This is a genomic window from Nonomuraea aurantiaca (assembly GCF_020215705.1).
In the GTDB taxonomy this organism is placed as follows: Bacteria; Actinomycetota; Actinomycetes; order Streptosporangiales; family Streptosporangiaceae; genus Nonomuraea; species Nonomuraea aurantiaca.
In genome coordinates this window covers 143,248-168,951 of record NZ_JAIWNB010000007.1, presented here as the reverse complement: position 1 = coordinate 168,951, position 25,704 = coordinate 143,248, and the positions used below count along the sequence as shown (strand labels likewise).

25 protein-coding genes and 1 tRNA gene are annotated in these 25,704 nt (G+C 70.3%); 14 read left to right on the top strand and 12 right to left on the bottom strand.

The annotated features are described in order from the left end of the window. Nucleotides 1-126: 126 nt before the first annotated feature. From LDL49_RS18955 to LDL49_RS18940, 4 genes are all read right to left on the bottom strand, one after another. Nucleotides 127-462, bottom strand: a complete 336-nt coding sequence (locus LDL49_RS18955) for a DUF7737 domain-containing protein (RefSeq protein ID WP_443689879.1) — start codon at nt 460-462, stop codon at nt 127-129. Beyond that, nucleotides 459-839 (bottom strand): hypothetical protein, encoded by a 381-nt coding sequence (locus LDL49_RS18950; protein WP_225292408.1) that lies wholly within the window; start codon nt 837-839, stop codon nt 459-461. The genes LDL49_RS18955 and LDL49_RS18950 overlap by 4 nt, the downstream gene beginning before the upstream one ends. Nucleotides 840-858: 19 nt before the next feature. Beyond that, on the bottom strand, nt 859-2,115 hold the full coding sequence (locus LDL49_RS18945; protein WP_225292407.1) for a hypothetical protein: 1,257 nt from the start codon (nt 2,113-2,115) through the stop codon (nt 859-861). Between the two features lie 512 nt (nt 2,116-2,627). After that, complete coding sequence (locus tag LDL49_RS18940) at nt 2,628-3,263, bottom strand: helix-turn-helix domain-containing protein (protein WP_225292406.1); 636 nt, start codon at nt 3,261-3,263, stop codon at nt 2,628-2,630. 184 nt (nt 3,264-3,447) lie between these two features. Here LDL49_RS18940 and LDL49_RS18935 point away from each other — a divergent pair, with 184 nt between their 5' ends. After that, nucleotides 3,448-4,089 (top strand): hypothetical protein, encoded by a 642-nt coding sequence (locus LDL49_RS18935; protein ID WP_225292405.1) that lies wholly within the window; start codon nt 3,448-3,450, stop codon nt 4,087-4,089. 26 nt (nt 4,090-4,115) lie between these two features. Beyond that, nucleotides 4,116-4,772 carry a hypothetical protein gene (locus LDL49_RS18930; RefSeq protein WP_225292404.1) on the top strand — a complete coding sequence of 219 codons (657 nt, stop codon included), beginning with the start codon at nt 4,116-4,118 and terminating at the stop codon, nt 4,770-4,772. Between the two features lie 528 nt (nt 4,773-5,300). Here the strand turns inward: LDL49_RS18930 and LDL49_RS18925 are convergent. Further along, a tRNA-Arg gene (locus tag LDL49_RS18925) sits at nt 5,301-5,374 on the bottom strand. A gap of 92 nt (nt 5,375-5,466) precedes the next feature. Here LDL49_RS18925 and LDL49_RS18920 point away from each other — a divergent pair. Continuing rightward, nucleotides 5,467-6,453: a tyrosine-type recombinase/integrase gene (locus LDL49_RS18920; RefSeq protein WP_308016149.1), complete on the top strand. Its 987-nt coding sequence runs from the start codon at nt 5,467-5,469 to the stop codon at nt 6,451-6,453. A 26-nt stretch (nt 6,454-6,479) separates the two neighbouring features. On the opposite strand, the gene LDL49_RS18915 is transcribed toward LDL49_RS18920, so the two are convergent. Further along, complete coding sequence (locus tag LDL49_RS18915; protein ID WP_225292403.1) at nt 6,480-7,214, bottom strand: ZIP family metal transporter; 735 nt, start codon at nt 7,212-7,214, stop codon at nt 6,480-6,482. Between the two features lie 95 nt (nt 7,215-7,309). Here LDL49_RS18915 and LDL49_RS18910 point away from each other — a divergent pair, with 95 nt between their 5' ends. Further along, nucleotides 7,310-8,095 (top strand): aminoglycoside phosphotransferase family protein, encoded by a 786-nt coding sequence (locus tag LDL49_RS18910; protein ID WP_225292402.1) that lies wholly within the window; start codon nt 7,310-7,312, stop codon nt 8,093-8,095. Between the two features lie 100 nt (nt 8,096-8,195). Next, nucleotides 8,196-9,101: a cobalamin biosynthesis protein gene (locus tag LDL49_RS18905; protein WP_225292614.1), complete on the top strand. Its 906-nt coding sequence runs from the start codon at nt 8,196-8,198 to the stop codon at nt 9,099-9,101. A 6-nt stretch (nt 9,102-9,107) separates the two neighbouring features. On the opposite strand, the gene LDL49_RS18900 is transcribed toward LDL49_RS18905, so the two are convergent. Continuing rightward, entirely contained in the window at nt 9,108-9,344 is a 237-nt protein-coding gene (locus tag LDL49_RS18900) for a hypothetical protein (RefSeq protein WP_225292401.1), read from the bottom strand. 220 nt (nt 9,345-9,564) lie between these two features. On the opposite strand from LDL49_RS18900, the gene LDL49_RS18895 reads away from it, so the two are divergent. Genes LDL49_RS18895 through LDL49_RS18875 form a run of 5 tightly spaced genes read left to right on the top strand, consistent with a single transcriptional unit; the run spans nt 9,565 to nt 14,524 of the window. Beyond that, nucleotides 9,565-11,061: an ABC transporter substrate-binding protein gene (locus LDL49_RS18895; RefSeq protein WP_225292400.1), complete on the top strand. Its 1,497-nt coding sequence runs from the start codon at nt 9,565-9,567 to the stop codon at nt 11,059-11,061. Continuing rightward, a complete protein-coding gene (locus tag LDL49_RS18890; RefSeq protein WP_225292399.1) occupies nt 11,061-12,026 on the top strand; it encodes an ABC transporter permease in 966 nt (321 codons plus the stop codon). The genes LDL49_RS18895 and LDL49_RS18890 overlap by 1 nt, the downstream gene beginning before the upstream one ends. Nucleotides 12,027-12,042: 16 nt before the next feature. Continuing rightward, complete coding sequence (locus LDL49_RS18885; RefSeq protein WP_225292398.1) at nt 12,043-12,855, top strand: ABC transporter permease; 813 nt, start codon at nt 12,043-12,045, stop codon at nt 12,853-12,855. After that, nucleotides 12,852-13,643 (top strand): ABC transporter ATP-binding protein, encoded by a 792-nt coding sequence (locus tag LDL49_RS18880; protein WP_225292397.1) that lies wholly within the window; start codon nt 12,852-12,854, stop codon nt 13,641-13,643. Before LDL49_RS18885 ends, LDL49_RS18880 begins: the two co-directional genes overlap by 4 nt. Next, complete coding sequence (locus LDL49_RS18875; RefSeq protein ID WP_225292396.1) at nt 13,640-14,524, top strand: ABC transporter ATP-binding protein; 885 nt, start codon at nt 13,640-13,642, stop codon at nt 14,522-14,524. Before LDL49_RS18880 ends, LDL49_RS18875 begins: the two co-directional genes overlap by 4 nt. Here LDL49_RS18875 and LDL49_RS18870 read toward each other — a convergent pair. The 3 genes from LDL49_RS18870 to LDL49_RS58400 form a co-directional block, all read right to left on the bottom strand. After that, nucleotides 14,469-15,641, bottom strand: coding sequence for an MFS transporter (locus LDL49_RS18870; protein WP_225292395.1), 1,173 nt, complete (start codon nt 15,639-15,641; stop codon nt 14,469-14,471). The two genes, LDL49_RS18875 and LDL49_RS18870, sit on opposite strands and share 56 nt — an antisense overlap. Beyond that, complete coding sequence (locus LDL49_RS18865; RefSeq protein ID WP_225292613.1) at nt 15,638-16,978, bottom strand: DNA-3-methyladenine glycosylase 2 family protein; 1,341 nt, start codon at nt 16,976-16,978, stop codon at nt 15,638-15,640. Before LDL49_RS18865 ends, LDL49_RS18870 begins: the two co-directional genes overlap by 4 nt. A 68-nt stretch (nt 16,979-17,046) precedes the next feature. Beyond that, nucleotides 17,047-19,659, bottom strand: coding sequence for an ATP-binding protein (locus tag LDL49_RS58400; RefSeq protein ID WP_308016148.1), 2,613 nt, complete (start codon nt 19,657-19,659; stop codon nt 17,047-17,049). Nucleotides 19,660-19,732: 73 nt separating this feature from the next. On the opposite strand from LDL49_RS58400, the gene LDL49_RS18850 reads away from it, so the two are divergent. Continuing rightward, a complete protein-coding gene (locus LDL49_RS18850; protein ID WP_225292394.1) occupies nt 19,733-20,875 on the top strand; it encodes an MFS transporter in 1,143 nt (380 codons plus the stop codon). Between the two features lie 10 nt (nt 20,876-20,885). Here LDL49_RS18850 and LDL49_RS18845 read toward each other — a convergent pair whose 3' ends face one another. Further along, nucleotides 20,886-21,512 (bottom strand): hypothetical protein, encoded by a 627-nt coding sequence (locus LDL49_RS18845; protein WP_225292612.1) that lies wholly within the window; start codon nt 21,510-21,512, stop codon nt 20,886-20,888. 20 nt (nt 21,513-21,532) lie between these two features. Here LDL49_RS18845 and LDL49_RS18840 point away from each other — a divergent pair, with 20 nt between their 5' ends. Beyond that, entirely contained in the window at nt 21,533-21,694 is a 162-nt protein-coding gene (locus LDL49_RS18840; RefSeq protein WP_225292621.1) for a hypothetical protein, read from the top strand. Between the two features lie 7 nt (nt 21,695-21,701). Here the strand turns inward: LDL49_RS18840 and LDL49_RS18835 are convergent, their stop codons facing one another. Next, entirely contained in the window at nt 21,702-23,264 is a 1,563-nt protein-coding gene (locus LDL49_RS18835) for an ABC transporter substrate-binding protein (RefSeq protein ID WP_225292393.1), read from the bottom strand. A gap of 161 nt (nt 23,265-23,425) precedes the next feature. On the opposite strand from LDL49_RS18835, the gene LDL49_RS18830 reads away from it, so the two are divergent. Together LDL49_RS18830 and LDL49_RS18825 are read left to right on the top strand one after the other, a co-directional pair. Next, nucleotides 23,426-25,327, top strand: a complete 1,902-nt coding sequence (locus LDL49_RS18830) for a sensor histidine kinase (RefSeq protein ID WP_225292392.1) — start codon at nt 23,426-23,428, stop codon at nt 25,325-25,327. Beyond that, on the top strand, nt 25,320-25,676 hold the full coding sequence (locus tag LDL49_RS18825; protein WP_225292391.1) for a DUF742 domain-containing protein: 357 nt from the start codon (nt 25,320-25,322) through the stop codon (nt 25,674-25,676). The genes LDL49_RS18830 and LDL49_RS18825 overlap by 8 nt, the downstream gene beginning before the upstream one ends. Nucleotides 25,677-25,704: the final 28 nt, after the last annotated feature.

Genomic DNA, 25,704 nt, shown 5'->3' with positions numbered 1-25,704 from the left:
CGTTCGGCTTCGACCCGGTCACGGGAACGTTCGACGCCCGCACCACTTCGCCGAACACCACGGAGGGCTTCGGGCCGAAGTGGGTGCGCGACTGGAACCGCGCCTTCACCCTCAAAGGCATAGGGCCTAGGTAGCGACGAGCTGGCGGGTGATGCTGGGATCACTGATCCTGGTGTCGTCCGCCAGCAGGAACGCCTTCGACAAGATGACCGACAACATTCCGCCGTCCTCCTCGAACGGCAGGAACACCGATGAGGCGGAGCGGTCGCGGCCGGGGACGATGCACAGGTAGGCGACGTTCGGCTCCATCAGGATGTTGCCCGGCCCCAGATGAATCCGGTAGGTGCGCAGTTGCCCCCGCACGCGCAGGAACCGGTCGGTCAGCTCCACACGGTCGGCGAGCTTCATCCGGGGCAGCAGCCGGGCCAGCGCGTCACGCCGCGTGCGAGCGGTCTCGCTCAGCTCGCCGAACCCGTACGACTGCCAGTAGCCGTCATGCCCGGCCGCCTCCTGCTGGTCGAGCCCCAGGAACCCGACCCCACGGCGAGGTCGGCGTCGCGCATCAGTGCCGACAACACCAGCGGCGGCACTTCGGTGAGCGGCGCGTCGCCGGGAAGATCCGCGTGGCGGAACCGAATCGCGTCGGTGGCGGCGCAGGAGGCCGTGCCCCAGTCATCCTGCGCGGGGTCGGAGGCGACCCGCATGCCCCAGCTGGCCTGCCAGCCGGCGAGCGTCTTGACGGCCGCCCCTATGTCGCCGCCGCTCTCGTAGTACCGACCGATCGACAGCCCGCTCCAGCCGCGCTGCTCCAGCAGCGCCTTGGCCTGCCTGTAGCGCACGAAGTGGCCCTTGAAACGGTCAGAAGTGGGATCGGCGAGTACTGGATCCTCGCGGATGGACTGGGGCGCCGACTTGACGACGCGCCCGGACGCGTTGACGAACCGCAGCACCGGCCCGTCGATGTCGAGCCGGACGACGCAGTCGCCGGCCTGCTCCTCCCGGACCCCGTCGGGGGCCGAGCCCGAAGGCGGGGACCGTCCGGTCGACGAGCTGTTCGTGGCTCAGCCCCTCTTGGACGGCCACCGCGTCGAGGGCGTCGAACGCCTTCGCCAGCAGGGCCGGTCTGCGCAGCTTGGCTGGCACACGCGCGAGTATGCCCACCGTGTCGAGGCCGCCCCGCTTGGCCAGCACGTTCAGTGCGGCGTTGGCCAGTCTCTCGTTACGGCAGACGGCGGCGCCCCTGGTGCCGTTGCGCCCGAGGCCGCAGTTCGTGGCGACGTCGCCGAGCAGCGTGGACACCCAGGGCTCGTCGATCACCTCGCAGGTCCACAGCATGCCGCGCAGCGGGAGGGCGGTGCGGCGAGCGAGGAAGACCCTGCCGCCGGGCTCGCGGCTCTCGCGGTGGGTGGCCACGCGGAAGAGGATCTCGCGCAGCACCGCCACGCCGTCGTCGGTGAGCAGCGTGCGGACCTTGGCGAGCCAGGCTTCGCTGGGCCTTCTGGCCTTGGCCTTGCGCCAGTGTTTCAGCAGAGGCAGCACGGCGGGGTCAGTCAGCCGGACGGCATACTTTCCTGCCATGGCACGGGCGATGGGGTCGCCGTCCCAGACCAGGCTGCGCACAACCCCGGCCGGCCCGTGCTCCGGGGGCTCGGTCAGGACGCGTTCCAGGTCCTTGCGTAACGCGGCCCGGCCCGGGCTGCGGTGGGCCGGGTGCCACGGCGGCACGTCATCAAGAATCTGACGGCGCTCGGGGTATCCGAGCGTCGCGATGGCGGCCAGCGGAATCCGGTACAGCTCGGCGTGGCCGGTGTGACCGCAGCTCGACAGCGCGTCGGCGATCCCCCACAGAGAGCGCGTGTCCTCGAACGTCCAGGGGATGTCGCCATCGGCCACCTCTCGCACCAGCCGGAGCACCTCCTCGGAGTACTGGTAGCCGCCCTTGTCACCCAGGCTGAGCCGCAGTTGCGCCCATATGCCGAACGCCCTGCGCCCGGTCTCGTCGGTGCCGGGCAGCCCGCCCACGTCGTACCGGGCGAACAGCTCACGCGGCAGCCCCTCGATGTGGTGATTGAGCAGGTAGCCCTGGGACTGGGGAAAGTTGTCGAGGACGCCCATGTCAGCCTCCGGCCCGCGGCACGAGGCGGACGAGCTCGCGCGCCGGGCTCACGTCGGGCCGAGCGGGAAGGGGATCTCGACTGAGCACCTGCGGGTAGCGCTCTCGTCTCTGAACGGGGCCGTGGCCATGGGGGGCTCCATCGTCGTCGGTCGGTCAACGTGATGGGCCATAGTTATCAACGGGCACCGACATTTAGCCTCACTCGTGGAGCTGACCAAGGCACGCTTGGCAGTTTCGCGGAGTGTCCGGGTGGGTCCTTCAATACGGCTTGCTACCGACGGGAGCCCTTGCCGGAAAAGGTCACGACTGCGGCGATCTCGCCACCGCTGGGAAGCTGGCCAACTTTCTGGCGGAGCAGAGGCTGATGGAGGAACTGCGGGAACTGGTGCGCCGCTGACGTCGGCCGAGCGGGTTGCCCTACCTGCCTGGACGCGGACGCAGCTCGATGAGCGCCGACCTTCCGCGCGCCGCCCTCAGACGGACACCGAAGGCGTGCGAATACGGCCGTAGTTCAGCACCGGGGTTTCAAGAAGGAAGAGTCCACCCAGCCGTGTCTCCCGTCGGTCGTGGTGATCTCCCAGTGACCCGCTCTGTTCTGCTTTCCCAGGTACGTGACATCGAGGTCGTGGGGCAACTGCTCGACCGTTTCGCCGTATTGGTCGCGCAACCACAGATCTCGCGCAGCGATGCGATAATGGTTGCAGCCGGTCACGGCCGACGGCGCATCTGAATGGTTGACCGATGGGACACCATTCAATGTCACGATTAATCCCAGGAGCCCCAAGGCGCCTATCAATGCCCCGGAAACACCGATCATGATTGCGCGGCGGCGGAGGAATTCACGGACCCTGTGCGGTGGCTTCGAATCCGATATCTCAGCCAGGTGCAGCGCCACGTTCTCGGCTTCGAGGACCTCCCTGATGGCCTGGAGCTCGGCTTTCTTGAACTCCCGGGTGCCGCTCTCGCTACGAGACAACGTGGAAACGGACATTTCCACATCTATCCGTGCAAGCGCGCGCACGATGTCCGCTTGAGTCATCTTTGCGGCTTCTCGCGCTCTCCTTACCTCCTCTCCCGTCTGCCCGTTTACGATCGCCGAAGCGGTGCCGTTTTCGTGAAAATTGTCCATTTCAAGCCTCTCGGTCAAGCGGCGGCCCCCGACGAGATCCCCCAGGTTAGGCGGCCTTTCAGCGATTTGCACACGCTTTCTGAATTTTTCTCGCGGAAAACGCTCGCCGATTCGGCGGAGCTCCGTAAAGAATGCGGAGCGGTCGCACAAGCGATCCGGAACTTTATTCCGACACAACTCTCCTCGACAAAGGAGCAAGATCTTGAGTCAGAAAATCGTCACCCGCTTCCCGCGTAAGAGCGCGCTGATCCTGGGTATCGCCCTGGCCGCCCAGCTCGGCACGCCGGCGGTGCCCGCGACGGCGGCGGACACGCACTACACCCACCGCGCGATCCTGCAGGCGAACTGCGCGATCCACGAGAACTACCCCCAGCCGAATGTCCCCGATCGGACTTGGAGCAAGGGCAATGGCCAAGCCGTGGGGGTGCGCTATACCTACAACGACTACGCGATGGTCCTCGACTACGCCAAGCACGAGAGCCCCAACTGGGGTTTCATCGCCAAGTCCTGCCTCGCCGACCCGTCCGCGCGCAGCCAGGGCGACAGTGGCGCGCCACTGCCTGATCTGCAGGCCATCGGCGGCAACAACCAGGTCAAGGCCGTTCCGCTCAGCGCGGCGCACACCGGATCGCCGACCGGCACACCGATCCACCTCGGCTCCGTCGGTTCCTTCCGCAGCGAGCCGAGGTCCTTTGTGATCGGTAACCTGCGCGCCGGCGACGCGCTCTACATCACCACCGCGACCTGCGGCCACCACGGTCCAGAAGAGTGGATCCTCGGGTACGCGCCCGCCGCCGGCCGCTGGGGCTACGTCGAGGCCATGCACCTTCCCGCCTGCCACTGACCGCTGATCGGCAAAGGAGACATCCCATGCGACTGTGGCTCGCGACACCGCTTCTCATCCTCGCCATCGCCAGCCCCGCCTCGGCCGATCCCGCGCCGAGGAAGGTGGACAGCGACTACACGCTCCTGCGCAGCGCACCGGGCAGCTTCATGATCGGCACCGCGTACAAGCCCTGGTCCGTACGCGTCGACGGAGGGCAGCAGACCTACACCTGGGCCCGCGTGGGCGGCAACCTGAATCGATGCTTCTGGATCTTCTACGACGCGACCGTTCCAGGTGGGCGCACCATGTCGAAGGCCTGCGGCCCTCCTCGCAAGTATCCGAGCGGTGAGGAGTTCAAGCGGCGGTTCACCAACGGCATGATCGGCTCCAACAAGCAGGGCAACAATGGGCATCCCGTCAAACTCCAGCCTCATGGCGCGTGCGCGGTGCAGAACGGGAAGATCGACGGCTGGGGCAACGTCGAACCGTGGAGGGCGGTGTCCAGACCCTCCCGCAGGCTCGCGGGAGCACTCACCGTCGGAGTCGATGACGCGGCGACAAACAACCACAACACCGTCAAATGGCGATACGTCACCCGCGACGGAGCGTACGCCTTGATCTACGCGACCAAGTACGGGGAAAGCAACGGCAAGGGCCACCAAGGCTGGTTCTTCATCCGGCGGGACTGCCTGCCGATCTGACCCGGTTGGCTCACGCTAAGACGGCGTAGAGGATGTGGCCGGGGAAGGCCGCAGCCGACAATGGCCGGAGGCGATCACCTGTCCGCATCCTGACATGAGCAGAGGCCCGCCTGCAGCGGCACCGCCGCGTGGTCGGGCCTCCAACTTTTCGCCCTATTTCACCATCTCGGCGTCTTCGGGAACGTACGGTTCGCGGCATGGCCGAACAGGCTCGGGATAGGCGACCCGCGGTGGCCGAGCAGCCCACGATCGTAGATCGCGAGGTGGAGGAGGGGCGGCCGAAGACGCAGGGCAGCGGCGCGCCGATTGGCTGAGCGAGTACTTCGAGCGGCTGACATTCGCGGCCGGCCTGCCGCCGATCCGTTTCCACGACCTCCGGCACGGAGCCGCCACGCTCAGTCTCGCGGCAGGCAACCGTGGGGGGAGCCGTCCGAAACTGAAGGTCTCCCTTCGGTCTCCCCGATCCGCTCTACTAGGCCATCAGATTCTCGCTCCCCCAAGAAGCGCAGATCCAAGGCTTGAGTGAAGCGCGCCCTGCAGGATTCGAACCTGCGACCGTCGGATTAGAAGTCCGATGCTCTATCCAGCTGAGCTAAGGGCGCTCGAATTCGGCGTCTGACCTGCATGTCAGCCGACCAGGAGAGACGGTAGCATAATCATACACCGATCGAACAGTATCGGATTTGGAGAAGCCATGGCGAGATCCCGAAGACAGATGCCCCCTTCGCCTCCCCTGCTCGACATGGTGCCCTCCTGGGAATTGTCCCTTCAGGCGGCTGACAAGTCACCCGGAACGATCCGGAGCTACCTCGACAGCGTACGCGTCCTGGCCCGGTTTCTCTCCGAGCGCGGGATGCCCGTGGAGGTGGAGGCGGTCGACGCCGCGAACGTGCGCGCGTTTCTCGATGCCAGTACGGCCGCGACCAGTTCCGGGAACGCGCGCAAGCATTTTCGCAACCTCCGGGTGTTCTTCAACTGGCTGATCGCGGAAGAGGAGCGGATCTCGGGGACGCCCATGGACGGGATCGATCCGCCGAAGGGGGCCAGTCGTACGGTCGAGTTGCTGGCTGATCGGGAGCTTGAGGCGTTGCTGGAGGTGTGTTCCGGGGGGTCTTGGGTGGATCGTCGGGATACCGCGATCGTGCGGGTGCTCATGGACAACGGGATGCGGCTGTCCTGGCTGGCCGGGCTCCGGCACGGGCCTACCGGTGAACAGCGGGACGATACTCAAGCCGGGCAGGCCGACGCTGAGCGGGTCGGGGATGTGTGGTTGGATCGGCGGCTGCTGCGGATCGTCCGTAAAGGCGAGGACGCGCTTCTGGTGCCGATCGGGCCGAAGACCGCCGCGGCGATCGATCGGTATCTGCGGGCCCGTACGCGGCATCCGCACGCGGCGTCACCCTGGCTCTGGCTTCCGGTACGCGGTATCACGGCCGAGGGTGGGCAGCGGCGGCTGACCGCGACGGGCATACAGCAGATGCTGGAACGGCGGGGCCGGGAGGCGGGAATCCCGGGGCGGCTGCATCCGCACCGGTTCCGGCAGACGATGGCCGACGACTATCTGGAGAAGGGCGGCGATCCGCTCGATCTGATGCGGATCACCGGGTGGAAGAGCGTGGAGATGGCCCGCCGATACCTCAGCGCCGCCGAACGCCACGAAACCTCGGTGCCGAACGCCTGAAGCGGACCGCACACGGCGCCAGTGCGTCAGTCCGTCAGTGCGATCACCAGCCACATGAACGCCGCCCCCGCCACCGTGGCCAGCAGCGTCGGACCCGCGGCGCGGCTGGTGGTGTGGGCCTCGGGCAGGATGTCCGACGTCGCCAAGTACAGCAGGAACCCGGCGAACATCCCCAGATACGCCCCCAGCACCCCCGCCGGAATCGCGATCAGCGACGTCAACGTAGCCCCCGTCACCGGTGCCAGAGCATCCAGGCCCAGCAGAATCAGCGCCCGGCGGCGCGCGTTCCCGTACAGGGAAGTGATCGTGTAGGTGTTGAACCCGTCCGTGAAGTCGTGCGCGATGACGCCGATCGCCACTGCGACCGCGAGCGTGGTGTCGGTCTGAAAGGCGGCGCCGATCGCGGCGCCGTCGAGGAAGCTGTGGACGACGAGCGCGGCGCCCGCGACGAGGCCGACGCCCGCGTGCGAGTGGCGGTGTGAGGCGTAGTCGCCTTCGTGGGCGTCGTGCATGCCCATCGAGCGTTCGACGCTGTGGATGCCCAGGAACGCCAGCGCGAACATCAGCATCGGCACCGGCACCCCGCCGACCTGTGCCGGGTCGCGGGAGAGCGCCTCCGGCAGCAGGTCGAACGTCACCACGCCGAGCATGACGCCGGCGGCGGCGCCGAGGACGAGGTGACGGCGTTCCCTGACTCGATGCGCGACCAGCCCGCCGAGCAGCGTCATCAGGAATGCCGCGAACGACAGCATGATCGGCATGAGGCTCCAGGCTAGGGGGCGCGTGCGCGTCACAGAGTCGCGACACGCTAAAACGCCAGGCGGGAGGGGTGCAATAGGGTCTAAGCTTTCTCGGCATGGTCGCGACGCTCCTGCACGAGATCCCCTTGCAGGGCGGGGACGTGACGGACGGGGTGGTCCGGGTCGGTGACACCGTCCGCAGACCGGCGAGCCCGTCGACGCCCGCCGTGCACGCTCTGCTCCGCCACCTGGAAGCCGCCGGGTTCGAGGGCGCGCCGCGCGTCGTGGGCATGGACGGGCTCGGGCGCGAGGTCCTCACCTATATTCCGGGTACGACCGGGCTCGGCCTGGTGACGGTCACCGACGAGGCTCTGGTACGGCTGGCCGAGCTGCTGCGCGACTTCCACGACGCGACGCGGGGCTTCCCGCTGACGCGCGGCGGATGGGAGGGCGGTTCGAACGACGACGCCGCCCCGGAGGTCATCGGCCACTGCGATTTAACCGTTCAAAACGTGATATTTCGCGACGGAAGGCCCCGGGCGTTGATCGACTTCGATCTGGCCCGGCCGACGACCCGGCTGTTCGACGTCGTCACGACGCTCAGGCACTGGGCGCCCATCGGCGACCCGGTCGACCTGGCGCCGCTCCAGCGCGGGCTGGATGTGGGGGCGCGGCTGCGGCTGTTCTGCGACGCGTACGGGTTGCCGCCGCGCGATCGCCGACGGCTGCTGGAGCTGGCCAGGCTCCGGTTCCAGCGCTCGTACATGGTCATGCGCGACCGGGCGGCGACGGGCGGGAGCTGGGCCAGGATGTGGGCGGGCGGCGCGGGCGAGCGCATCCGCCGGGCGGCCGCCTGGCTCGACAAGCACGAAGATAAGCTCCATGCGCATTTGGTCAGCTAAGTCCCACCGCACGGACGACTGGTTGGTTAAGTCCCACCGCACCAACGAGTTCCACCGCACTAACGGCAAGTCCCGCCCGGCCGGAGACGCCTCCAGGCCGGTGGGCATCGCGTTGGGGGTGGCGCTCGACGCCGTCATCGGTGACCCGCGCGCGGCCCACCCCGTCGCGCTGTTCGGCCGTGCCGCCACCAGGCTGGAGCGGGCCCTCTACGGCGACGCCAGACCGAACGGCGTCGTCCACGTCGCCCTCTGCGCGGGCGCGGCCACGGGCCTGGGCGTGCTCGCCGAACGCGTCGCGAACCCCGTTGTCCGTACGACGCTGACGGCCGTCGCCACCTGGGCGGTGCTCGGCGGCACCACGCTGGCCCGCGAGGGCGCCTACCTGGCCGCCGCGCTGGAGGACGACGACCTGACCAGGGCCCGCGCCCGCCTCCCCCACCTGTGCGGCCGCGACCCCGCCGCGCTGGAAGCGCCCGAGATCGCCAGGGCCACCGTCGAGTCGCTGGCCGAGAACACCTCGGACGCCGTCGTGGCCCCGCTTTTCTGGGGTGCCGTAGCGGGCGTCCCGGGGCTGCTGGCCTACCGGGCGATCAACACGCTGGACGCGATGATCGGCCACCACTCCCCCCGCTACGAACGTTTCGGGTGGGCGGCGGCCAGGCTCGACGACGTGGCCAACTACCTGCCGGCCCGGCTCACGGGGCTGATCACCGTACTGGTCGCGCCGAACCGGGCTCGGGCGCTGGCCGTACTGCGCAGAGACGGGCACCGCCATCCCAGCCCCAACGCGGGCAGGTGCGAGGCCGCGTTCGCCGGAGCGCTCGACCTCACGCTGGGCGGCACGAACGTCTACGGCGGCAGAACCGAGCACCGGCCGACCATGGGCGACGGCCCCAAGCCCGAGCCCGCGGACGTCCGGCGCGCGGTACGCCTCACCCGCGCGGTGAGCCTGACCGCCGCCGGAATCGCGGTACTGGCCGCCTGGGGCCTGCGCCGCCGCCGCTAAGAGGGCCTACGTCAGGCTCTGCAGGTTCGTGACGAACCAGAATGCGATCATCACGATCACGCCGACCCCGAGCATCACCTTGACCGCGCTCCCCGTGGACTGCCGCCTGATCGGTACGGCCCGCATGGAGTGCCGCCAGGCCTGCCGGGCCGAGACCATGGACTGGAAGCGACGTCCCGCGACGAACAGGGCGAGCGCGACGATGATGAATAAGACGACAACGCGGCTGTCGGACGCGTCCATGGAGACGCTCCTTCGAGAGTCAAGGAGTTGTGTGCCCCCGCACAAGCTGAAGGCTCCAGAGTACTCAGATAAGCCGCTTTGTGCAGTAGTGAATTGCGCACCCCATTACAGGTCATAAATGTGGAGAAAGGCGAGGTCACACCCCGTCCGGCACCGGTCCACGAGCCCAGCTATACTCTACTAAACCTACCGCTTTAGTACCCAAATGTCAGGGATCCTCGTGAGCAGCAAGATCGTCGGTGCGGCCCTCGTCCTCAGCCTAGCTCTCGCCGCCTGCGGCACCGGGTCGGGCGGCACCACCAGCACCGCTCCACCAGCCGCCGCGACCATCGAGATCGGCTCCCTCTACGAGCCGCAGAACCTCGACAACACCGCCGGCGGCGGCCAGGGCGTGACGGAGGTGTTCAACGGCAACGTCTACGAGGGCCTGTTCAAGCTGACCGACGCCGGCAAGGTCGAGAACCTGCTCGCCGAGAGCCACAAGGTGAGCCCCGACGGCCTCACCTATACCTTCACGCTGCGCAAGGGTGTGAAGTTCCACTCCGGCAAGCCGCTGACCTCGGCCGATGTGAAGTACAGCATCGAGAAGGTGACGGCGAAGGACTCGCAGTCGGCGCGCAAGAGCGGCTTCAAGCCGGTCAAGAGCATCGAGACCCCGGACGACGCGACCGTGGTGGTGAAGCTGGCGAGCCGGTCGATCTCGCTGGTCTACAACCTCAGCTACGTGTGGATCATCAATTCGGCGGCGAAGAACCTCACGACCACCGAGGACGGCACCGGCCCGTACAAGCTGGGCGCATGGAAGCGCGGCTCCACGCTGAGCCTCGACCGGTTCGACGGCTACTGGGGCGCCAAGCCCACGAACAAGGGCGTCGTGTTCCACTACTTCACCGACGCGACCGCGCTGAACAACGCGCTGCTCACCAACGCCGTCGACATCGTCACCAGTGAGCAGAGCCCTGACGCCCTCGCGCAGTTCAAGGACAACAAGGATTACCGGGTCAGTGACGGTCATTCCACGACCAAGCTACTGCTGGCCTTCAACGACCGGAAGGCGCCGTTCGACAAGCCGCTGGTGCGCAAGGCCGTCACCTCGGCCATCGACAACGCCAAGCTGCTGGAGTCGATCTGGGCAGGTTACGGCAGCCTGATCGGCTCGATGGTGCCGCCGACCGACCCATGGTACGAGGACCTGACCAAGGTCAATCCATATGACGTGAACCTGGCAAAGAAGGAACTCGCCGAGGCCGGCTACGCCAAGGGCTTCGCCTTCACGCTCGACACGCCCAACTACGACCCGCACCCCACGGCGGCGGCGTTCATCAAGAGCGAGCTGGCCAAGGTCGGCATCACCGTCACCATCAACGTCATCACCGCCGACGAGTGGTACTCGAAGGTGTACAAGAACCGCGACTTCGCCGCCACCCTCCAGGAGCACGTCAACGACAGGGATGTGGTCTGGTACGGCGACCCGGACTTCTACTGGGGCTACGACAACCCGCAGGTCACCAAGTGGGTCGCGGAGGCCGAGCAGGCCGAGACCACCGAGGTGCAGACCGAACTGCTGAAGAAGGTCAACCGGCAGATCGCCGAGGACGCGGCGAGCGACTGGCTCTACCTCTATCCGCAGATCGTGGTGGCGTCGTCGGACCTGTCGGGCTACCCGATCAACGGCCTGAACTCGCAGTTCTACGTCTACGGCATCAAGAAGGGCTGATGGCGCGCTACCTGCTGCGCCGGACGGCCTTCCTGCTGGGCTCGCTGCTGCTGGCGGCGACGCTGCTGTTCCTGCTGCTCCGGCTGCTGCCCGGTGATCCGGCGAACTCGCTGCTGTCGGTCGGGGCCACGCCGGAGCAGATCGCGGCGGCCCGGCACCAGATCGGGTCGGACCGGCCGTTGCCCGAGCAGTTCGGCTCCTGGCTGGGCGGGCTGGCCCGGTTCGACCTGGGCACCTCGTTCGTCAGCACGCTGCCCGTGGGGCAGGAGATCGCCTCCCGGCTGGTGGTGACGGTGCCGCTGACGCTGCTGTCGTTCCTGCTGGCGGTGGTGGTCGCGGTGCCGGTCGGCTTTCTGGCCGCCTACCGGGCGGACCGCTGGTACGGGCCGCTGCTGAACGGGGTGTCGCAGCTCGGCATCGCGGTGCCGGTCTTCTGGATCGGGATGCTGCTGGTCACGGTGTTCGCGCTGCGGCTGCGGGTGCTGCCGGCCGGTGGGTTCCCCCGGCACGAGTGGGAAGACCCGGCCGCCGCGCTGACCTCACTGGCCCTGCCCGTGGTGACGATCGCGCTGGTCATGTCGGCCTCGCTGATCCGCTACGTCCGCTCGGCCACGGTGGACGTGCTCGGCGCCGACTATCTGCGTACGGCCAGAGCGCTCGGCTCGTCCTTCGTCGGCGCGATGTGGCGGCACGGGCTGCGCAACGCGGCTGTCCCGGTCATCTCGATCCTCGGCATCGAGCTGGCCACCACGTTCCTCGGCGCGGTGGTGGTGGAGAGCGTGTTCGCGCTGCCGGGGCTGGGCGGGATGCTGGTGAAGGGGATCGCCGAGCACGACTATCCGGTCATCCAGGGCGTTCTGGTGGTCAGCACCTTCGCGGTGCTGGTGATCGGGTTCGCCGCCGACCTGGTGCAGCGGCTCGTCGATCCGCGACTCCGCGCCCACCTCGCCGGAGGCCGGCCATGAGAAGCGGGGGCGGGCCGTGAAGAGGTCGCCGACGTTCCTGATCGGCTGTGTGCTGGTGGCGCTGGTGTGCGCGGTCGCCGTGGTCTCGCTGCTCTGGCTGCCGTACGACCCGTCCGACACCTCGGGCGGGCGGCTCGTCCCGCCCGGCGGCGCGCACTGGCTCGGCACCGACAAGCTCGGCCGCGACCTGCTCAGCCGGCTCATGGTCGGCGCGCGCATCGCTTTGACGGTCGGCTTCGGCTCCGTGCTGGTCGGCGGCGTGCTCGGGGTGACCGCCGGGCTGCTGGCCGGGTTCGCGACCCGGTGGCTGGACGACACGATCTCCGCCGTGCTCGACATCCTCATCGCCTTCCCCACGCTGCTGCTGGCCATGCTGGTGGTCGCGGTACGGCAGGCGTCGCTGGGCTCGGCCGTGCTGGCGATCGGGCTGGCGATGTCGGCGATCGTCGCGCGGCTGACGCGGGTGCTGGTCAAGCGGGTCCTGGCCCAGGACTACATCACGGCCTCCCGTACCTCGGGCACCTCGTGGCCGCGCGTCGTGACCGAGCACGTGCTGCCGAACATCTGGCCGACGCTGCTGGTCAACCTGGCCCTGCAGCTCGGTCTGGCCGTACTGGCCGAGGCGTCCCTGTCCTACCTCGGCCTCGGCCCCCCGCCGCCGAACGCCTCATGGGGACGGCTGCTGCAGGAGGCCCAGGCCACCGTGCTCACCGCGCCGACCGGCGCCATCGCGCCGGGCGTGCTGCTCGTTGTGCTCGTCGTGGGCGTGAACCTGGTCGCCGACGGCTTCAGAGACCTGGCCGATCCGACCCGCCGGAGGAGCCGATGAGCCTGCTGGACGTCAAGGACCTCACGGTACGACGGGCGGACGGCCGCGAGCTGGTCACCGGCGTGTCCTTCACCGTGGGCACCGGTGACCGGCTCGGCCTGATCGGCGAGTCCGGCTCCGGCAAGTCGCTGACCGCGCTGGCCGTCATGGGCCTGCTCCCGGCCGGCATGACCGCGCACGGCAGTGCCGTACTGGACGGCACGGAGATCGTCGGCGCGCGGGACGGCAAGCTCGACGGGGTGCGCGGCCGGGCGGCGGCCGTCGTCTTCCAGGAGCCGCTCACGGCGCTCGACCCGCTGATGCGCGTCGGCCACCAGCTCGCCGAGCCGCTCCGCCGCCACCAGCGGCTACGCGGCGGCCCGCTGCGCGCCGCGGTCATGGCGGCCTTGGCCGAGGTGCGGCTCGACGAGCGCGTGGCGCGGGCGTACCCGCACGAGATCTCCGGCGGCCAGCGGCAACGGGTGGCCATCGCCATGGCCCTGGCCTGCCGGCCGAAGCTGCTGATCGCCGACGAGCCGACCACGGCCTTGGACGTCACCGTCCAGGCCGAGGTGCTGACGCTGCTCGACGGGCTGGTCGCGAGCAGGGGGATGGCGTTGTTGTTCATCAGTCACGACCTGGCCGTCGTGGCGGGGGTTACGGACCGGATCGTGGTGCTGAAGGAGGGGGTGGCGGTCGAGTCGGGCAGCGTGCGCGACATCGTGTACGAGCCCCGGCACGCGTACACCCGCTCGCTGGTGAACAGCGCGTGGGAGCTGGAAGGCGAGCTGGATCGGATGGCGCCATGAACCCCGCTGGAGCCGGACCGGATGACGCCGAGAACGCCGATCGCGCAGAATCGCATGACGCCGCGAACGCCGCCCGCGCAGGATCCGGGGGCAGCGCGGTGCTGGAGGCTCGCGACGTGGGATTCGCCTACCGGAAGGCGGCCCCCGTGCTCACCGGCGTGTCGGTCGCCGTCTCCCCTGGGCGCAGCCTGGCCCTGGTCGGCGAGTCCGGCGCGGGCAAGACGACGCTGCTACGGCTGCTGCTCGGCCTGGCCAGGCCGAGCAGTGGCCGGATCCTGTTCGACGGCGGGGAGCCCAGTGGCCGCGAGTTCCGGCGGAACGTGCAGCCCGTGTTCCAGGACCCGTACTCCTCCCTCGATCCCCGGCAGCGTGTGGGCCGGATCGTCTCCGAGCCGCTGCGCTCGCTGAGACTGCTCGGCTCGCGCGACGAGGCGGGGGATCGGGTGGCCGAGGCGCTGCGGGCGGTCGGGCTGCCCGCCGACGCGGCGCGCCGCTACCCGCACGAGTTCTCGGGCGGGCAACGGCAGCGCATCGCGATCGCCAGGGCCATCGTCTGCGAGCCGAAGGTGCTGCTCGCCGACGAGCCGGTCAGCGCGCTCGACGTCTCGACCCGGGTACGTGTCGTCGAGCTGCTGGCCGAGCTGGGCGAGAGCCGGGGCATGGCAGTGGTGATGGTCTCGCACGACCTGACCGTGGTGGCGGCCCTCTGCCGGGACACGGCCGTGCTCGAACGCGGACGCGTCGTCGAGCAGGGCCCCACCCTGGCCGTACTCGGCTCCCCCGCCCACCCGTACACGCGCAAGCTCCTCGACAGCGTGCCCCGGCTCAGCCGCGCGGCAGGAGCAGGAGGAGAGCGGGCATCCCGGCCAGAGCGGCCATGAGGACGGCGGTCAGCGTGAGGTTCCCGCCGGCCAGGAGCGGGGCGACGGCGGCGGCGCCGACCGGCGGTGTGGCCTGCATGAGCGTACGGAGCACGCTGAACGCGCGGCCGCGCAGGGCGGGCGGGATCAGCTCCATGCGCAGCGACTGGGCCCAGATGGTCATCACCACGCCCGCCGCCCCGATCAGCAGGAACCCGGCCGCGAGCACCCACCGCTGAGGTACGGCCAGCAGCGCCAGGAATCCGGCCGCCGCGACGAGCTGCGCCAACCCGATCGCCCGCATCCGGCTGACGCCCGGCTTCCACAACCCGGCCAGGAACCCGCCCACCAGCTCCCCTACCGACAGGGCGCTCAGCAGCAGCGCCAACGTGGCCGGGCCGCCGGGCACCTGGTCCTTGGCCAACCACGGCCCGGCGACCAGCACCAGGGCACCCTCGGCGATGTTGAACGCCATGAACGCCAGCGTCGTGCGCACCAGCGCCCGATCGCGCAGCAGGTGGCCCAGGCGCGACCGGCCCGTCTCCGGCGTCGCGTGCGGCCGCAGTGGCGTGCGGACCAGCAGCGCGGCCACGGCGAAGCACAGGTAGCTGGCCGCGTCGAGAGCGAGGACGTTCACCGCGCCAATGGCCTCGATCAACGTCCCGGCCAGGGCATAGCCCACGATTCCGGACACGGCGTACGCCAGGGACTCCAGCGCGTTGGCCTTGTCGAGCGCGTCCGGCTCGACGAGGTCCGGGATGGCGGCGGGCACACCGGCCATGGGCACCATCTTGAGCAGGCCGTGCAGGGCCGCCACGACGAACGGCAGCCACCCCGGCACGCCGCCCAGCACGGCCGTCAGCGGCACGGTGGCCACCGCGACGCCCCTGATCAGGCTGTCGGCGGCCAGCACGTGCCGCTTGTCGAAGCGGTCGAGCAGCGGGCCCACGGCCAGCCCGCCGGCCAGCACCGGAGCGGTGTAGCAGGCGGCCAGCAGGCTGAGCGCGCCGACACCGCCCGGCCCGTTGAGCACCAGCCAGGACAGGGCCACGAGCGTCATGCCGTCGCCGATCAGCGAGATGGACGAGCCGATCCACAGCCTGCGGAAGTCCCGCGCGACCAGAACGGTGAGCGTCACGCCGCGGCCCACAGGTGGTGCATGGCGTAGGAGCGCCAGGGGCGCCAGCTCGCGGGCGCCTGCCGTACCCGCTGGGTGGGCAGGAAGACGTCGGGGTCGGCGAGCGCGCGCATGCGGATGTAGGCGGCGGTCCGCTCGTCCACGCCGGGTACGGCGCGCAGTTGCCGCTCGGCCTCGTCCCGATCGGCGCCCGGATCGAGCGTGAGCCGCCCGGTGACCAGTGCCTCGGCGATCGGGACGACCTCGGCCAGCGCCGCCATCGGCGGGAACAGGTGGGTCACGGCCCCGGCCGGGCTGCCCAGCGGCTCGCCGAAGCGCTCGACCAGTTCCGCCAGCTCCTCCCCCTGCCCGCACATCGCGCGTACGGCCAGCTCGGCCGGGTCCACGTGGCCCGGCGCGCGCAGCCCTGGACGGGCCGTGACCAGCGGGGCGAGCACCGGGTCCGCACCGAGCACCTCCTCGATCTCGCGCGGGTCGGCGTCGAGGTCGAGCAGCACCCGGCACCGCCGCACGGCGACGGCCAGGTCCCTGACGTCCGCCAGCAGCAGCTCGCACCGCATGTGATCGCCGCCGTCCATGACGCCGACCACTCCTGTCCCGTGCGGCAGGCGCAGCGACCTTCGGTAGAACCCGGCCCCGCCCTCCTCGACCCCGGGCACGGCCTGCCTCGCCAGGTAGGTGAACAGCGCCTCCTCGTCCAGCGGCGGCCGGTAGGCCAGCCGCACCTCGACCCGGACAGCCCGCGAGCCTTCCACGGAGCCCCGCTCGGTCGCAGGGTACCCAAAAGCTCGCGGCCGCAGCTCGGTCGGCGTCAGCCCGTACAGCTGCCTGATCGTCTGGTTGAACTGCCTGATGCTCGCGAACCCCGCCGCGAACGCCACCTCCCCCGCCCCCAACCCCGTCGACTCCAGCAGGACCCGCGCGGTCTGCGCCCGCTGCGCTCTGGCCAGCGCCTGCGGCCCGGCGCCCAGCTCGGCCAGCAGGAGCCGGTGCAGCTGCCGCTCGCTGTAGCCGAGCCGGGCGGCCAGCCCAGAGACGCCCTCCCGGTCCACCAGCCCGTCGGCGATCAGCCGTATCGCCCGGCCGGCCACGTCGGCCCGCAGGTTCCAGTCGGGCGAGCCGGGCGCCGCGTCGGGCCGGCAGCGCTTGCAGGCCCGGTGGCCCGCCTGCTGGGCGGCCGCGGCTGAGGGGTAGAGCCGCAGGTTCTCCGGCTTGGGCATGGCCGCCGGGCAGCTCGGCCGGCAGTAGACGCCCGTGGTGACGACCCCGACGAAGAACCGCCCGTCGAAGCGCCGATCGCGGCTCCTGAGCACCGCGTACAGATTGTCCGCATCCATCACCCGACCCACTGTGACGTGGCCCGGAGCGCGGCGGCTAGCCACGATCGGACGCCGACGACAGCGCCTTACAGGAGCCCGGTACGGCGGGCCAGTGCCGCCGCCTCGACCCGGGAGGCCACGCCGAGCTTGGCCATGATGTTGGACACATGGACGCCCGAGGTCCTGGCCGAGATGAACAGCCGCTCGGCGATCTGCCTGTTGCTCAGCCCCTCGGCCACCAGCTCCAGCACCTCCAGCTCCCGCGCCGACAGCCCCGGCTCGGCCGTCAGGCGCACCCTGCCGCTGGCCGCGGCCGCCTCGACCTCCTGCCGCAACGGCGCCGAGCCCAGCCGCTCGGCGATCGCGGCGGCCTCACGCAGCAGCTCGCGTGCGGACTCCGGATCCTGCTCGGCCGCCCTGACCAGGGCCTGTCCCAGCGCGTACGGCTGGCCGACCGTCCGCCAGGCGGCCACGGCGGCCGCCCACGAGCCCCCGCACTCGGCCTCGAACGTCGCCCGGTACGCCTCCTGAACCCGCCCCGTCGTCTCCATGCCCGCGGGCGCCTGGCGCACCCGGCCCGTACGCGCGGCGATCACGAGCAGCGGCCAGGCGTAACGGCGGCTGAGCGTCAGGTCGTGCGCGGACAGCACATGGTCGGCCAGCCGCCCGGCCCGCTCCACGTCACCGGCGGCGACGGCGAGCCTGCCTTCGAGCAGGTCCGGCTCCAGGCACGAATCGTAGCCGCGTGAGCGCCCGCGCATCAGCGGCCTGGCCCGATCCAGAACGTCGGCCGCCTCCTCCAGCGACCCCTCCCACACCGCGACCGTGCCGAGCACCATCAGCAGCCAGGCCCGGTGGATCGGCGGCGGGTCGAGCGCCAAGGCCGCGTCGATGACCTCGCGCGCCTCCTTCCAGCGACCGAGCGAGGCCAGGGGTTCGGCCAGGTTCGCGGCGATGTGGGCGCCGCGCGAGCGGGCCATGCCCAGGCGCTTGGCCTGCGCCATCCCCCGGCGCGCGACCGCCTCCGCCCTGGCGTGCTCGCCCGCCGCCTCCAGCACGTCGGCCTCGCCGGCGTACGCGGCCAGCACCGTGTCGTCGTCGGGCGCGGCGGCCCGCGCCTCGGCGTGCAGTCGCGACGCGGTCGCCAGGTCTCCTTCGAGCGCGGTGAGCGCGGCCAGCGTGACCAGGGACCTGGCGTCGCCGAGCGCCAGCGCGTCCTCGGCATGGGTACGGGCCTCGGCGTCCTGGCCGTTCCAGGCCAGCGTGTTGGCCAGGGCGCCGATCAGCCGGGCCTCGCGCGGCGCCAGCCGGATCGCCTCCCGCAGGTCCGCCAGCCCCTCCTCACCGAGCAGGTCGCGGATGGCCACCCGCAGCTCCAGCAGGTGGGCGGCCCGCAGCGGGTCGCGAACCTCGTCCAGCGCCCGGCTCGCGAGCTCCTCGGCCCGCTCGGCGTCGCCCGCGTGCAGCGCGTCCTTGGCGGCCAGCTCCAGCACCGCCGCGTGATCCATACCGCCGTCGGAACCGTCATCAGGTGAGTCGGACTGATCCCACAGTTCCAGTACGCGCTCCCACCGGCCCGCCCGCCAGGCCGCTTCGAAGGCGCGGCGCCGGTCGCCCGCCGCGTACCAGTGGTCGGCGGCCAGCTCGGGCCGCGCCTCGGCGCAGCGGGTGTGCAGCCGGATGCGCTCCCCCGGCAGCAGGTCGTCGTAGACGGCGTCCCGGATCAACGTGTGCCTGAACACGTAGCCGTCCCCGTCCACCAGCAGCAACCGAGCCCGGACGACCGGCCGCAGCGCCTCGTCGAGCGCCAGATCGTCCAGCCCCGCCACGGACCGCAGCACCTCGTGCGGCGTCCTGCTCGCCCCGTACGAGGGCGACACCGACGACGACACGGCGGCGATCCGCAGCACGTCCAGACTGGCCCGGCCGAGCCGCTCGGCTCCGGCGAGCAGCACCTCGCGCAGCGACGCGGGCGTGGTGGCGGGGCCCGCGTCGGCCAGCGCCTCCACGAACAGCGGGTTGCCCTCACTACGCGCCACGATCCGGTCGATGTCGGCCTGCTCACCCTCGCTGCCGCCGAGCATGCGCGCCACCTCGTCGCGGCCCAGCGGCGGGACCTTGAGCACCTCGGCCATGGGCAGGCGCAGCGGCTCCCGCGAGGTCGCGATCACCAGCACGCCGGGCCGGGTCAGGTTGCGCAGCAGGAAGACCAGCAGGTCGCGGCTGGCCTGGTCGACCCAGTGCAGATCTTCCAGTACGAGGACGACGGGCCGCCGCTCGGCCGCCCGCTCGACCAGCAACAGCACCTCCTCGAACAGCCGGGCCCGCCCCAGCTCCGGGTGCTCCTCCAGCTCGCCGAGATCGGGCAGCAGCCGAGCCAGCCCATTCCGGCCGCCGCCGGGAACGAGCTCGGCACCGTACTCCCGGACCAGGCGGCGCAGCACCGGCACGAACACCGCGTACGGCATACCGCCCTGAACACCATGCACGCCCGCCTGAACCCCATGCGCGGCCGCCGTCTGAAGGGCCGTCCCCGGGTCGGCGCCGCCCTCGGCCACCAGCGCATCGACGCCGCCCGTGAACTCGCGTACCAGGGCCGATTTGCCGATGCCCGCCTCCCCGACGACGAGCACCGCGCCCGGTGTGCGTTCCAGGGCGGCCGCCAGCGCGGCGAGCTGCTTCTGACGTCCGACGAACACATCCCCATTATGAAGAGGCGGCTACGCATCATGCCGGATGTGCCTAGGACGCGCCTCCGGCACCGTTTGAGTTATGTTGACCCACCCCGCCCCATCTGGCTCGCTGCTCACCCGTCCGCTGCTCATGACCATGGCCGCCGCGGCCGGTGGGCTGCTCGGGTTCTACCTGCTGTTCGCGGCCATGCCGCTCTACGCCGCGTCAGGCGGCGCGGGCGAGACCGGTGTGGGGCTGACGACCGGCGTCATGATGCTGTCCACGGTCCTGCTGGAGCTGGCCGTCCCGTGGCTGCTGTCGAGGTACGGCTACCGCGCCGTGCTGGCGCTCGGTCTGGTGCTGCTCGGCCTGCCCGCCTTGCTGCTCCCCCTGTCCGCGGGGTTGCCGCTGGTCCTCGCGGTGGCCCTGCTGCGCGGCGGCGGGCTCGGCATCCTGGTCGTCGCGGGCACCGCGCTGGCCGCCGAGCTGGTGCCCACCGAACGGCGTGGCGAGGGACTCGGCCTGTACGGCGTGGCGGTGGGTGTCCCGTCGGTCATCGGGCTGCCGCTGGGCCTGTGGGCGGCCGGAGTGCTCGGCTTCACCCCGGTGCTCGTCGTGGGCGGCCTGATCCCGCTGGCCGGACTGGTCGCGGTACTCGGACTGCCCGCCCTCAGACCCGCCATAAAGCCCGCCGCCGGGCCCAGCGTCGAGCCGTCCGCGACGTTCGATCTGCGGAGCCAGATGCGGCCCACCCTGATCTTCGCCGCCGTCACGCTGGCCGTCGGCGTGCTGGTGACGTTCCTGCCGCTGGCCGGGTCGCCGGAGCTGGCCTCGGGCGCGCTGCTCGCCCAGTCGCTCGGCACGCCACTGGCCCGCTGGTGGGCGGGCAAGATCGGGGACGGGCACGGCTCGGAGCGGCTGCTGGTGCCCGGCGTCCTCGTCACCGCCGTGGGCGTCGCCCTCCAGGTCTGGTCCGCCGAGCCGGTCGCGGTGGTGGCCGGGATGGCGCTGTTCGGCGTCGGGTTCGGGGTGCTGCAGAACGCCACGCTGGCGCTCATGCTCGAACGCGGCCCATCCGGCCCGGTCAGCGCCCTGTGGAACCTCGCCTACGACGCGGGGATGGGTGTCGGCGCGATGGGGTTCGGCCTGTTCATCGGTCACACGGGTTACCCCGTGGGCTTCGCCGTGACCGCGGCGCTGGTCGCCGCCACCCTGCCGCTGGCCCTGCGGCGTACCCGCTGAAAAACGCGGGTCAGCCGGTCCGCTCGACGCCCACCGTGATCTCGTTGCCCAGCTTGTGCTCGCCCACGAGGTCGAGAGAGTCGCCGCTCCAGAACCGGCCCGGGTCGTACCAGTTGGGCCGGCGCCCGCCGGGCAGCAGCCCCATCTCCTCGTACGTCACCGCGACGATCTCGGCGCAGTAAGCGCTCTCCAGCGTGCTCTCCCCCAGCCGGCGCCGCAACTGCGGGACCCGTCCCCTGGCCCAGCGGGCCGCCAACCTCGCGGTGGAGGGGAACGGGGTGCCGTCGAGCCGGGCCACCGCGCGCAGGGCCGCGTCCTCCATCTCGGGGGTCGCCTCGGGTTCGAGCTGGCGGAGCCAGGCCCGCTGGCCGTACCTGTTGGCCCAGACGGTGACCGCGTCGCGCAGGTCGTGCAGCTGAACCCCACGCTGGTGGGTGCCCGACCAGAGATCGGGCAGCGACCTGCCGAGCTCGGCGTGCCACATCATGGGCGGCAGGTCCTCGACGACGATCGCCATGCCGACGTGGTTGATCGGGCTGTTGGTCATCGTCTGGATGGCGCGGTCCGGCACCGAGCGCCCGCGGAAGACCCACAGATCACCGGTCCTGGTCAGGCTCACGGCCTCGTCGAGAGTCAGCACACCGCTAGCCTAGGCACATGCGCTGGTGGAAGGTACTCGGATTGGCCGGGGTCGCGGGAGTCGCGGCCACCGGGGTGGCGATCGCGCGGGCCGAACGACGCCGCCGCGCCTACACCCCTGAAGAGATCAAGCAACGGCTGCGCGACCGCGTCCAAGCGTCTGACGAAGTGAGTCGATGAACACAACTCAGCCGGCCGGCCGCAGGTCGTAGACGAACACCACGTCCGGATACGCCGGGTTGTCGTCATAGTTCTGGATGCCGCCAAGATACGCCCGCTGGTAGTTGACCACCCACGGCAGCGCCCCGGCCACCCGCTGGTCCAATATGCGGTTCGTGGCCTGCGCGAAGCCCCGCTGGGCGGCGGCCTTGTCGGTCACCGTGAGCTCGGGCAGCGTGTCGAGCAGCGTGTCCGTCTTCTTGTCCTTCAGATAGGCCAGGTTGAAGACGGGCGGCTCGGCGCTGTGGAAGACGTTGCCGAACCACGAGTAGCCGTCGGCGTAGTCCGGCCACCAGTACATGACGAAGATGTCCTGGCCGCGCTTCTTGCCCAGCTCCCATTGGGCGTTCCACGGCATCGCCCGCGCGTCCAGCGTGACGTTGAGCGCCTTGAGCGTGGCCTGCAGCCTCGTGACGAGCAGTCGCTCGTCGTTGTCGCCCTCCGCGTAGGTGAGCCGTAGCCGCAGGGGCCGGCCGGTGGGACCGTAACCCGCCAACTGGAGCTGCCGCGCGGCCTCAACGAGGTCCTGCTTCGGCACCCGTCCCGGGGTGTGGCCGGGCAGCCCTTCCGGCACGATGCCGCTGGACGGTGAGGCGGCGCCCTTGAGCGCCCGGATGATGCCCTGGTAGTCGACGGCCTTCTGCACCGCGCGCCGTACCCGTACGTCGGCCATGGGGCCCGCGGCCGTGTTGAACAGCAGCATCATCGTCTGGAACGACGCCCGCTCGGACGTCCGCAGGCCCGGCGTGACCGACGCCCTGGCGAACAGGCGCGGGTTGAGCCGGTCCACGAAGCTCACGTCGCCGCGGACCAGCATCTTCCAGGCCCGCTCCGGGTCGGGTATGACGCGGAACTCGACCGTGCGGTAGTGGGGCTGGCTCCAGCCGCCCCAGTAGCCGTCGTACGACTTGAGCGTGAGCTCCTTCTCCTTGCCCTTGCGCCAGCTCGCGACCGTGTACGGCCCCGAGCCCGCGTCCCGGCCCTCCTGGAACCACTTGCCGAGATCGGGCGCGGCCTGGGTGTCGTAGATGTAGGCCGCGTAGCCGGAGGAGGCGACCAGGTCCAGCGGGACCGGGTACTTGAGGGTGAACGTCACGGTCTCCGGGTCGTCGGCCCGGATGCCGGACACCGCGTCCCAGATGTAGGACGCCCCGGTCGCGCCCTTGATGGTCCGCTCGATCGACGCCTTCACCGCCGCGGCATCCAGGGGCCGGCCGGTGTGGAAGGTGACTCCCGAACGGAGCGTGAACGTCCACGTCTTGCCGTCCGGCGACGAGCGCCACGCGGTGGCCAGCCGGGGGCTGGACTTCTTGGTCACCGGGTTCCAGACGGTCAGCGTCTCGTAGACGTTCTGCAGGGCGATGATCTCGTTGGAGTACGAGCGGCTGGGGTCCCAGTCGGTGATCACGTCCAGGTTCTGGACGTAGACGAACGGCGACTCTCCGGCCGGTGCCTGCCGTACCTCTGTAGGGGTCGAACACGCGGCGATGGAGAGCACCAGCGCGGCGACCGCTGCGAGACGACGGCGCAACGCATCTCCCTCTGTGACGGATGTACGCCGAAACTTACTGCACGATGCCCGCCAAAAGTCCAAAAGTCCCGAAAAATTAGCCAATCCAGAGATCGAATTGCTATCCTCTGGGCTTGTCCCGTCCGGGGTTGCCAGCAGGGGACCGACCGGAATGAGGTGCCATGGGTCGTAGCCGAACGATCCGCATGAAGATCATCGGCCTACTGCTGGTTCCGCTTGCCTCGATGGTGGTGCTGTGGGGAGTCATCACTGCCGTCAGTGCCAGCCAGAGCTTGGAACTGCGCCAGTACAAGACGCTCTGGACCAACCTGCGGCTGCCCGCGTACAAGCTCATCAACGAGATCCAGCGCGAGCGCCTGGCCTCGGTGAAGCTGCTGCGTACGGGGAGTTCGGCCGACCGGTCGGCCATCGCGGCGCAGCGCACCAAGACCGACGCGGCCGACGCGGACTTCAAGAAGCTCTCCAGCCTGTCCATGAACTCCTCGGAGATGATCAGGACCCAGGTCGACTCGGTGCTCACGCAGATGGACCGGCTGGACGCGATCAGGGCCGAGATCGACGCGGGCCTGTCCGACCGCCTGCGCGCGGTCGAGTCCTACAACGCGATGACCGACGCGCTCTTCGGCCTGCACCGGCGGGTGGCGTTCATCGACGACATCCCCATCTACGAGCAGTCGCGCATCGTCATCGACATGGGGTACGCCAAGGAGCTGCTCACCAGGGAGCAGGCCATCGCGGTCGGGCCGACCTCGGTCGCCGAGCGCAGGCTGTTCACCCAGTGGGTCGGCAACCGGCGCTTCCTCATCGACCAGGCGCTCGGCGAGCTCGACCCGCGCCTGCGCGACACGCAGGTGTCGCTGATCACCTCGGCCGCCTATCAGCGGATGCGGCTCATGGAGGACCAGATCATCGCGGGCGGCGCCCCGAAGTCCTGGCTGACCACGGCCGACGCGATGGCCAAGTCGTTCCAGGAAGCCCAGATGCAGGCGAGCACGATGCTCTCCGCGCGGGCGGAGCCGGTGGCGGACTCGGTGCTCTACCAGTCGTTCGTGCTGGCGGGGACGTGTTTCGTCCTGGTGATCGTGTCGATCGCCTTCTCCCTGCGGATGGGTACGCGGCTGTCCAAGGAGCTGCTCGCGCTCCGGCAGGCCGCGCTCGAAGTGGCCCAGGAACGGCTGCCGCAGGTGGTGGCCAAGTTGCGCAAGGGTGAGACGGTCGAGGTGCCCGAGCTGTCGGTGGCGAGCACGACCGTCGAGATCGCCGACGTCGGCCAGGCGTTCTCCACCGTCCAGCAGACGGCCGTGGAGGCCGCGGTCGGGCAGTCGCAGCTGCGCGACGGTGTCGGCCACGTCTTCCGCAATCTGGCCAGGCGCAGCCAGACGCTGCTGCACCGCCAGCGGATCCAGCTCGAGGGCATGCAGCACCGTACGACCGATCCGCACGCCCTCGACGACCTGTTCCGCCTCGACCACCTGACCACCCGCATGCGCCGGCACGCCGAGGGCCTGATCATCCTGTCGGGCGCCACCCCCGGCCGCGGCTGGAGCAAGCCCGTGCCGCTGCTGGACGTGGCCCGCGGCGCGGCGGCCGAGGTCGAGGACTACCAGCGCGTCACCGTCGAGCCGATGCCCGGGCAGCGCCTGGCCGGCCCGGTGGTCGGCGATGTGATTCACTTGATCGCCGAGCTCATCGAGAACGCCACCGTCAGCTCCCCGCCGCACACCACGGTCGTCGTGCGCGGCGAGGCGGCGGCCCGCGGCTTCGTCTTCGAGGTGGAGGACCGCGGTCTCGGGATGAGCGAAGAGAAGCTGGCCGAGTGCAACGAGCGCCTGGCCAGCCCACCGGAGTTCGACCTGGCCGACAGTGACGAGCTCGGCCTTTTCGTCGTCTCCCGCCTGGCCGCCAGGCATGACATCCGCGTCACGTTACGCGGTTCACCATATGGAGGGACCACCGCGATCGTGTTGATCCCGGCAGAACACGTGAGCGACCCGCCGGCCGAGCCGGAGAGCCGCGCCAAGGAGCCCGCCGCCCGGCCCATGCGGGTGGTGCCCAGTGAATGACGAGCGGTGGCTGGACGAGGACGCTGGTCCTATCGTCCCCGCCTACTTACTGACCAGGGGCCGGACCGTCCCCGCGAGCAAGGCCATCGACCTCATCGCGGTGATCATCACGGCCGGCGGCCTGACGCCGCCGGCCGGGCTCGGCCCCGAGCATCTGATCATCATGCAGAAGTGCACGAAACCGACCCGGCTCGTGGACGTGGCCGCCGAGCTGAACCTGCCCATCGGTGTGGTCCGGGTGCTCGTCGGCGACCTGCACGCGCAGCAGCTCGTCCAGGTCGAGCCGCCGCGCGCCGCGCCCGACGCCACGGTGCTGCTGGAGGTGATCAGCGGCCTGAAGGCGCTCTGAGCGCCCCCAGGCCGCATCACCCCCCGCG